At 69.7% G+C, this 10,157-nt stretch carries 3 protein-coding genes, 1 tRNA gene and 1 rRNA gene; 1 reads left to right on the forward strand and 4 read right to left on the reverse strand.

Features of this window, described 5'->3' with window-relative positions; translation table 11 throughout:
* Positions 1 to 250 precede the first annotated feature (250 nt).
* A complete protein-coding gene (locus ACZ4VF_RS07700) occupies positions 251 to 5,716 on the reverse strand; it encodes a HAMP domain-containing protein (RefSeq protein WP_467923719.1) in 5,466 nt (1,821 codons plus the stop codon).
* 410 nt (positions 5,717 to 6,126) lie between these two features.
* Here ACZ4VF_RS07700 and ACZ4VF_RS07705 point away from each other — a divergent pair, with 410 nt between their 5' ends.
* Positions 6,127 to 8,886 (forward strand): SpoIIE family protein phosphatase, encoded by a 2,760-nt coding sequence (locus ACZ4VF_RS07705; RefSeq protein ID WP_467923720.1) that lies wholly within the window; start codon positions 6,127 to 6,129, stop codon positions 8,884 to 8,886.
* An 80-nt stretch (positions 8,887 to 8,966) separates the two neighbouring features.
* Here ACZ4VF_RS07705 and ACZ4VF_RS07710 read toward each other — a convergent pair.
* The 3 genes from ACZ4VF_RS07710 to rrf form a co-directional block, all read right to left on the reverse strand.
* A tRNA-Thr gene (locus ACZ4VF_RS07710) sits at positions 8,967 to 9,039 on the reverse strand.
* Positions 9,040 to 9,123: 84 nt separating this feature from the next.
* On the reverse strand, positions 9,124 to 9,786 hold the full coding sequence (locus ACZ4VF_RS07715; RefSeq protein ID WP_467923793.1) for a DegT/DnrJ/EryC1/StrS family aminotransferase: 663 nt from the start codon (positions 9,784 to 9,786) through the stop codon (positions 9,124 to 9,126).
* Between the two features lie 114 nt (positions 9,787 to 9,900).
* A 5S ribosomal RNA gene (rrf, locus tag ACZ4VF_RS07720) occupies positions 9,901 to 10,017 on the reverse strand.
* Positions 10,018 to 10,157: the final 140 nt, after the last annotated feature.

Consider the following 10,157-nt stretch of genomic DNA (forward strand, 5'->3'; position numbering starts at 1 on the left):
CGCCGCCCCAGGGGACGACTCCCTTTCGCCGCCTGTCCTTGTGCCGGTCATCGTAGCCGCACCCCGCCTGTCGCCACACCCTGTCACCGCGATGTCACTGTGCACGTACCGGAAACGCGGCGGGACCCCGGATGGTTCCCGGAATCCGGGATTCCCGCGTGTTCCCGGCCTCCATCATGCAGCAACTCCCGAGACCCGCCGCAGGTTCCCCCGGCGTCCGCGCCCCGCCCGGCCGTACCGCTCGCCGTGTTCACTCCGCCCTCATCCACTGGCCCATCACCGACAGCAGGTGATCGGGGTCGACCGGCTTGGTGACGTAGTCGGAGGCGCCCGACTCGATCGCCTTCTCGCGGTCGCCCTTCATCGCCTTCGCGGTGAGCGCGATGATCGGCAGGCCCGCGAACTGCGGCATCCTGCGGATCGCGGTGGTCGTCGCGTACCCGTCCATCTCGGGCATCATGATGTCCATCAGGACGACCGCCACATCGTCGTGCTGCTCCAGCACCTCGATGCCCTCCCGGCCGTTCTCGGCGTACAGCACCGACAGGCCGTGCTGTTCCAGGACGCTGGTGAGCGCGAACACGTTGCGGATGTCGTCGTCCACGATCAGCACCTTCTCGCCGCCGAACCGCCGCGCGTGGCCCTGCTGCGAGGAGTGGTCCTGCTCCGGGACGGTTACCCACTGCTCGGCCCGCTGCCCCTCCTGCGGCAGGCTCCGCCGCCGGCGCCGGAAGAGCGCGGCCGGACCGTTCTGCGTCTCCTGGTACGACTTCACCTCGGCCGGCATCTCGATCTCCACCGCGGACAGCTCCGACGACAGGCGCGCCTCGGAGGCCGAGGCGACCAGGTCGCCGGCCTCCAGCGCGGGCAGCGACTGCTGGTAGCCCTGCGGCGGCAGCTCGCTCGGGTGCAGCGGCAGGTAGAGCGTGAACGTCGAGCCGCGGCCCGGTTCGCTCTGCGCGTGGATCTCACCGCCCAGCAGCTGCGCGATCTCCCGGGAGATCGACAGGCCGAGCCCGGTGCCACCGTACTTGCGGCTGGTGGTGCCGTCGGCCTGCTTGAACGCCTCGAAGATCACCCGCATCTTGCTGGCCGCGATGCCGATGCCGGTGTCGGTCACCGAGAACGCGATCAGCTCCCCGTCCGGCGCCCGCAGCGAACCGGCCTCCAGCAGCTGCTCCCGGATGGACTGCGGCACGTCCGCGCCGGCGGGCCGGATCACCAGCTCCACCGACCCGGAGTCGGTGAACTTCACCGCGTTGGACAGCAGGTTGCGCAGCACCTGCAACAGCCGCTGCTCGTCGGTGTGCAGCGTGGCCGGCAGCTCCGGGGAGACCCGTACGGACAGGTCCAGACCCTTCTCCGCGGTCAGCGGCCTGAAGGTGGCCTCGACGTAGTCCACGAGCTGGACGAGCGCGATCCGCGTCGGGGAGACGTCCATCTTGCCCGCCTCGACCTTCGACAGGTCCAGGATGTCGTTGATCAGCTGCAGCAGGTCGGAGCCGGCGCCGTGGATGGTCTCGGCGAACTCCACCTGCTTCGGCGAGAGGTTGCCCTCGGCGTTGTCGGCGAGCAGCTTCGCCAGGATGAGCAGCGAGTTCAGCGGGGTGCGCAGCTCGTGCGACATGTTGGCGAGGAACTCGCTCTTGTAGCGCATGGAGACCGCGAGCTGCTCGGCGCGCTCCTCCAGGACCTGCCGGGCCTCCTCGATCTCGGTGTTCTTCACCTCGATGTCCCGGTTCTGCCGGGCCAGCAGCTCGGCCTTCTCCTCCAGCTCGGCGTTGGACGCCTGCAGCGCCTTCTGCCGGTTCTCCAGCTCGGCCGACCGCTCCCGCAGCTGCTCGGTCAGCTCCTGCGACTGCTTGAGCAGCTGCTCGGTCTTGGTGTTGACCGAGATGGTGTTGACGCTGGTCGCGATCATCTCGGCGATCTGGTTGAGGAAGTCCTTCTGGATCTGCGTGAACGGCGTGAAGGACGCCAGCTCGATCACGCCGAGCACCTTGCCCTCGAACAGCACCGGCAGCACGATCACCTGGGCGGGCGGTGCCTCGCCGAGCCCGGAGGAGATCTTCAGGTAGCCGCTGGGCGCCCGGTCCACCAGGATCGTGCGCTTCTCCTCGGCGGCCGTGCCGATCAGGGCCTCACCGGGCCGGAACGACGTCGGCATGGAGCCCATCGAGTAGCCGTACGAACCCAGCATCCGCAGCTCGTAGTCGTCCTCGCCGGTGCCGACGCCCTTGCCCTCCATCAGCGGCATCGCCAGGAAGAACGCGCCGTGCTGCGCGGACACCACCGGCGTCAGCTCGCTCATGATCAGCGAGGCGACGTCCTCCAGGTCCCGGCGGCCCTGCATGAGGGCGGAGATACGCGCCAGGTTGCCCTTGAGCCAGTCCTGCTCCTTGTTGGCGATCGTGGTGTCGCGCAGGTTGGCGATCATCTTGTTGATGTAGTCCTGCAGCTCCTGGATCTCGCCGGACGCGTCCACGTCGATCTTCAGGTTCAGGTCGCCCCGGGTCACCGCGGTCGCCACGCGCGCGATGGCCCGCACCTGCCGGGTCAGGTTCCCGGCCATCTCGTTCACGGACTCGGTCAGGTCCCGCCAGGTGCCGTCGACGTCCCGCACGCGCGCCTGACCGCCCAGCTGGCCTTCCGTACCCACCTCGCGGGCCACGCGCGTGACCTCCTCGGCGAAGCTGGACAGCTGGTCGACCATGGTGTTGATCGTCGTCTTCAGCTCGAGGATCTCGCCGCGGGCGTCAATGTCGATCTTCTTGGTCAGGTCGCCCTTGGCGATGGCCGTGGTCACCATGGCGATGTTGCGGACCTGGCCGGTCAGGTTGGACGCCATCTGGTTCACCGACTCGGTGAGGTCCTTCCAGGTGCCGGCCACCCCGGGCACATGCGCCTGGCCGCCCAGGATGCCGTCCGTGCCCACCTCGCGGGCCACCTTGGTGACCTGGTCGGCGAACGAACTCAGGGTCTTCACCATGGTGTTGATGGTGTCGGCGAGCTGCGCGACCTCACCGCGCGCCTCGATCGTCACCTGCCGCGTCAGGTCACCGTTGGCGACGGCCGCGGCCACCTGCGAGATGTTCCGCACCTGCATGGTCAGGTTGTTGGCCATCAGGTTGACGTTGTTGCTGAGGTCCTTCCAGATGCCGGTCACACCCGGTACGTGCGCCTGGCCGCCCAGGATGCCCTCGGTACCCACCTCACGGGCCACCCGGGTCACCTGCTCGGCGAAGCTGGACAGCTGGTCGACCATCGTGTTGACCGTCGTGACGAGCTCGAGGATCTCGCCCTTCGCGTCCACGGTGATCTTCTTCGACAGGTCGCCCTTGGCGACCGCCGTGGTGACCTCGGCGATGTTGCGCACCTGGATGGTCAGGTTGTTCGCCATGAAGTTCACGGACTGCGTGAGGTCCTTCCAGGTGCCGGAGACACCCTGCACCTCGGCCTGACCGCCGAGGATGCCCTCCGTGCCCACCTCACGGGCCACCCGCGTGACCTCCTGGGCGAACGACGACAGCTGGTCCACCATCGTGTTCAGCGTGTTCTTCAGCTCCAGGATCTCCCCGCGGGCGTCCACGGTGATCTTCTGGGAGAGGTCACCGCGCGCCACCGCCGTGGCCACCTGCGCGATGTTGCGCACCTGGGCCGTCAGGTTGCCCGCCATGCCGTTCACGGAGTCCGTCAGGTCCCGCCACACACCGGCGACACCGGGCACCTGCGCCTGTCCGCCGAGGCGGCCCTCCGTACCCACGTCACGCGCGACCCGGGTCACCTGGTCGGCGAAGGCGGACAGCTGGTCCACCATGGTGTTGATCGTGTTCTTCAGCTCGAGGATCTCGCCGCGCGCGTCCACGTCGATCTTCTGCGACAGGTCACCGCGCGCCACGGCCGTCGTCACCTGGGCGATCTGCCGCACCTGCGACGTCAGGTTGCCGGCCATGAAGTTGACGGAGTCCGTCAGCTCCTTCCAGGTGCCGGAGACGCCGTCCACCCGGGCCTGACCGCCCAGCCGGCCCTCCGTACCCACGTCCCGGGCCATCCGCGTGACCTGGTCGGCGAAGCTCGACAGCTGGTCCACCATCGTGTTCACGGTGTTCTTCAGCTGGAGCATCTCACCGGACACGTCCACGGTGACCTTCTGCGACAGGTCGCCGTTGGCTACCGCCGTGGTCACCTGGGCGATGTTGCGCACCTGCCCGGTGAGGTTGCGGAACGCGGTGTTGACGGAGTCGGTCAAGTCCTTCCACGTCCCGGCCGCCCCCGGCACCTGCGCCTGGCCGCCCAGCTCGCCCTCGACACCGATCTCCCGCGCGACCCGCGTCACCTCGGCACCGAACGCGGACAGCTGGTCCACCATCCCGTTGACGGTGTTCTTCAGCTCCAGCATCTCGCCGGCCACGTCCACGGTGACCTTCTGCGAGAGGTCACCGCTGGCCACCGCCGTCGTCACGGCGGCGATGTCGCGCACCTGCGTGGTCAGGTTCCTGAAGACCGTGTTGACGGAGTCCGTCAGGTCCTTCCACGTCCCCGCCGCGCCCGGCACGTTCGCCTGCCCGCCCAGCCGGCCCTCCGCGCCGACCTCGTTCGCCACCCGCGTGACCTCGTCCGCGAAGATCCGCAGGGTCTCGGTCATCTGGTTGATCGTCTCGGCGAGCTGCGCCACCTCCCCGCGCGCGGGGACGGTCACCTTCTGCGACAGATCACCGTTGGCGACGGCGGTCGTGACCTGTGAGATCCCCCGCACCTGCGCGGTCAGGTTCCCCGCCATCGTGTTGACGGAGTCGGTCAGCTCCTTCCACACGCCGGCCACCCCGGGCACCTGCGCCTGACCGCCCAGGATGCCCTCGGTGCCCACCTCCCGGGCCACCCGGGTCACCTCGGAGGAGAACGACGACAGCTGGTCCACCATCGTGTTGACGGTGTTCTTCAGCTCCAGCATCTCGCCGGCGACATGGACGGTCACCTTGCGCGACAGGTCGCCCTTCGCGACCGCCGTGGTCACCAGCGCGATGTCCCGCACCTGCGCGGTCAGCCGGTACGCCATCGTGTTGACGGACTCGGTCAGGTCCTTCCACGAACCGGACATACCGCGCACCCGGGCCTGACCGCCGAGCTTGCCCTCGGTGCCGACCTCGCTGGCCACGCGCGTGACCTCGTCCGTGAACGTCGACAGCTGGTCGACCAGGTTGTTCACGGTCCGGCCGACCTTCAGGAACTCACCCCGCAGGGGATGGCCCGTACCGTCGTCCTGCGCCTGCGTCCGCAGCTCCATCCGCGGCGACAGATCACCGTCGGCGACCGCCGTGAGCACCCGGCTCACCTCGGACACCGGCCAGACCAGATCGTCCACGAGCGCGTTGGAGTGCTCGACGGCCGTCGCCCAGGAACCCTCGCAGGCCCCCGTCTCCAGCCGCTCCGTGAGCTTTCCCTCACGCCCCACCATGCGCCGTACCCGCGCGAGCTCACCGGTCAGGTGCAGATTCCGGTCGGCCACCTCGTTGAAGACGGCCGCGATCTCCGACATCACGCCGTCACCGGACACCGTGAGCCGCTTGCGGAAGTTCCCGTCCCGCATCGACACGAGAGCCGCCAGCAGCCGGTTCAGGGCAGCCGTGTCCACGGTGGTGGTACCGCCGCTCCTGCCCAGGGACGGTCCGCCTTTCGCGCGCGTCTTCGTGCCTCGCGTCGCCGCGCCAGACTCCACTGTGTCCCTCCCGGAGGGGTAGACCGTTACTGCTGTGCTCGGCCGCTTCGGCCCCGGCGTGCCGGTCATCGGCATACCGGTTACTTCCGCGTACCGGTTACTGCTGCGTATATCCGCCAGACGGGATCCGGCCGCACACGGGGCTGCTGCCCGCCGTACACGGGACCCACGCTGCCCGACCCGACCTCCGTCAGAAGCCTGCCCAGTGTTTCACCCCGGCCCAACCAGGCCATAACAGTTCGGCAGCTTCGCACATCGTCCGCACACCCTGGGGCGTGAACACCCGCGACCGGCATCCGCTCGGACCGCGAAGGTAAGTAACCTTGCATGCGGCTGTCCAGCCGCACCGGTCCGACCGGTCTGGGCGGTGGCACGAGTACCAGCGGGCATCGGAGGGGCGGCCGGACACCATGACCACCGGACTGATCCCCGGGGGACAGCCCCCGGAGCCACAGCCGACGGGCGAGCCGGTGCCGCGGCAGCGGCGCGAGCCGCCCGGCCACGCAGCCCCGCATGTCGACAACCGGCCGAGGAGTTCTGTGATCACCGCGCGCGCGGCCGCCAGTTTCGAGCCCGTCGGGCGATCGGTCGCGACCGCCCGGTCCTTCGTCCGCGACACCCTCCAGGGCTGGGGGTTCGCCGACATCGTCGACGACGCCGTCGTCCTCACCAGCGAACTGGTGACCAACGCCGTCGTCCACGCGGGCACGCACGCGGACGTGCTGTGCCTGCGCACCGAGGACGGCGTCCGCGTCGAGGTCTCCGACCGCTACCCCGAGCGCGAGGTCCCGCTCCAGAGCTCCCCCGCCACCATGGGCAGCCCCGACCGCGAGGGCGGCCGCGGTCTCCAGCTGTGCGCGGCCCTGGCCACCCGCTGGGGCGTGGACTACACCCCGACCCACAAGAACGTCTGGTTCCAGCTCGACCTGCCCGAGCGCCCCGTCGGCACCCGCACCGCCGGCCCCGCGCTCCCCGCGGACCTGCTGCCCCTGGCCGACGGCCGGGTCCGCGTCGCCGTCCTCCAGGTCGACCGGAAGGGCGGCATCAGCGCCTGGAACGAGGACGCGGAGGAGCTGTTCGGCTACCCGGCGGGCGACGTCATCGGCAAGCCCCTCACCGACCTGGCCGCCTGGCCGCACACCCCCGGCACCGGCACCGGCATCGCCGAGGCCCTCCAGCTCTCCCGCTGGGAGGGCACCTACGGCATCCGCGGCGCCGACGGCCGGGTGGCCCAGGTCTACGCCTCCCACCTCAGGGTCCGCGACACCGGGGGCGAGCCCTCCACCGTCTGCCTCCTGGTCCGCGACCACGAGCGCGCCGTCCTGCAGAGCCCGTCCCGCGTCCCGGCCACCGACCAGAGCCAGTCCTCCGACGGGCAGAGCACCGACCCCTTCGAACTTTTCATCGGCTCCCCCGCCCCGGACGACCTCGACGGCCTGCTCCAGCGCACGGTGGAACGCGCCCGCGACATGCTCGACGGCGACTCCGCGTTCCTGCTGCTCGCCACGGACGACGAGACGGAACTGGAGGTCCGCGCCTCCACCGGCCTGCCCTCCGCCCGCCAGCGCTTCGCCCGCGTCCCCGTCGAGGCCGGCCCCGGCCGCTACGGCTCCGCCCGCATGCCCGCCGTCCACGACGACCTCACCGCCGTCCCGGGGGCCGTACCACTCCTCGCCGGCACCGGCATGCGCTCGGTCGTCACCGTCCCGCTCAAGGTCGAGGGCCGTCTCACCGGCTCCCTGGGCGTCGCGGCGGAAGCACCCGGCCGGTACACCAACGAGGAGGCGCTGCGCCTGCAGTTCGCCGCCGACCGCATCGCGCTGGCCGTCGAGTCGGCCCGCCTCGGCGAACTGGAACGGCTGCGCCGCGGCTCCCTGAGCTTCCTGGTCGAGGCCTCCGACCTGCTGGCCGGCACCCTGGACCGGGATCAGACCCTGGCCCTGATGGCCCAGATGACGGTCCCCACCCTGGCCACCTGGTGCGCGGTGTACACCATCGCCGACCAGGCGTCCGAGCCGTACCTGTCGTACGTCCTGCACGAGGACGAGGAACTCATCGACGGCATCAAGTCGTTGCTGTCCAAGATCCCCGCACCCGATCCGGTGCCCACACCGGGCGCCCGCGTGTGGACCACCCCCGGCGAGGTCGCCCACCAGGCCGCCCTGCGCAGCTCCATGCGCAGCCTCGGACTGTCGGGCGGCCCCACCCACCAGGTCGCCTCCCGCATCGGCCCGACACTCACGACGGCGTCCGCGGTCGGCGGGGAGACGGTCGTCCTGCCCCTCGTCGCCCGCAACCGCGTCATCGGCATGCTGACCCTCGGCAAGCCCACCGACGAACACTTCCGCCAGGAGATCCTGGAACTCGCCGAGGACCTGAGCCGCCGGGCCGCCCTCGCCCTGGACAACGCCCGCCTGTACTCGGAACGCACGGCCATCAGCCAGTCGCTCCAGCGCAGCCTGCTCCCCCCGGGCCTGCCCCAGATCGACGGCGTGGAGGTCGAGGTCATCTACCGCGCGGCCGGCGAGGGCAACGAGGTCGGAGGCGACTTCTACGATCTCTTCCCCATCGGCAACGGCGCGTACGGCTTCGCCATCGGCGACGTCTGCGGTACGGGCCCCAACGCGGCGGCGGTCACCGGCCTGGCCCGGCACGCCCTGCGCCTGCTGGCCCGCGAGGGCCTGTCCGGCCCGGCCGTGCTGGAGCGCCTGAACTCCGCGATCCTCGACGAGGGCGACCGCAGCCGCTTCCTGACCCTGCTCTACGGCGAGATGCGCCCGCAGGACGACGGCAGCGCCGAGCTGAAGGTGGTCTGCGCCGGCCATCCGTTGCCGTTGCGCCTGCGCCAGGACGGCACGGTGGTGGCCGCGGCCGAGCCGCAGCCACTGCTGGGCGTCATCGAGGACCTGGAGCTGTACGAGGAGACGGTCACCCTCGACCCCGGTGACGTGCTGCTCTGTGTCACGGACGGCGTCACGGAACGCCGTGAGGGCACACGCATGCTGGGCGACGACGGCCTCGCCGACGTCCTGACCACGTGTACGGGGCTGACGGCGGGCGCGGTCGCGGCACGGATCATGCGCGCGGTGGAGCGTTTCGCCTCGGACGCCCCCTCCGACGACATGGCGATTCTGGCGATGCGGGTCCCGGGAATCCACATGGAGGGCTGAGAGAGCCCCGGGGAAACCCCGGGGCAGTCCCTGGGAAGCACGAAAAGGCCCCACCCGGAAGGGTGGGGCCTTTTTGCCGGAGCCCCCAAACGGAATCGAACCGTTGACCTTCTCCTTACCATGGAGACGCTCTACCGACTGAGCTATAGGGGCCTGTCGCTTTCGAGGTTTCCCTCGCGGCGACAAAGAAACTGTACCCCGAGCACGCCCCGGTTCCCAAATTCGTTCGGTGCCCGGTCAGAAGGCAGCCTGAAGCAGGCCGCCGAGGGCGTTGCACGCGGACACGATGCGGTGCATCTCCCGCCTGGTGAGCCCGGCGTCCACGGGCAGCGCGAGCGTCTCGTCGGCGGCCCGCTCGGTCTCCGGCAGCGACACGTACCGGCGGAACTCCGGCAGCCGGTGCACGGGCGTCTTCACCGGCACCCGGCACTCGACTCCCTTGCTCCGCACCGCTCTTGCGAAGGCGTCCCGGTCCGGCCGGCCGTTCCCCGGTACCCGCACGACGTACTGCTGATAGGTGTGCCCGTCCCCGCCGTCCGGCGTCCGTACGCCCTTCAGCCTGGCGTCGAGATAGGCGGCCCGCTGCCTGCGCTGCGCTATCTCGTCGTACGGCGCCTCGGACTCGCCCTGTTCGAGCACCAGCAGCGCGTGCCGCTGCCCGAGCGCGTGCAACCGCGTGATGTCCGCGTGCCGTCCGAAGCGGTGTACGGCAACGACCGCGGCGGTACGGGAGGTTACGGCCGCCTCGACCGCGTCGGGGTCGAGGCAGTAGGTCACCGGGTCTATTTCGGCGAACACCGGGAGCGCTCCGGCCAGGGTCACGGCCTCGGCGACCTCGACGTTCCCGAAGGCCGGTACGACGACCTCGTCGCCGACTCCCACGCCGGCGGCCCTGAGCATTGCTGCAGTACCCATGCCTGGATGCTGTGCCCGCAACGTGAACGACACGTTACGCACAACAGAAAAAGGCCGGACCCCGAACCGAAGTTCAGGATCCGACCTTTGTCATAATTTGTTCGGCGGCGTCCTACTCTCCCACAGGGTCCCCCCTGCAGTACCATCGGCGCTGTGAGGCTTAGCTTCCGGGTTCGGAATGTAACCGGGCGTTTCCCTCACGCTATGACCACCGAAACACTATGAAACAATCAACCGAAACGCCCTCGAAAGGGGGCGACGTGGTCGTGGTTTCAGAACCAACACAGTGAACGCGAGCGTCTGAGGACAAGCCCTCGGCCTATTAGTACCAGTCAACTCCACCCGTTACCAGGCTT

The sequence above is a fragment of the Streptomyces sp. NPDC029151 genome, assembly GCF_055564315.1.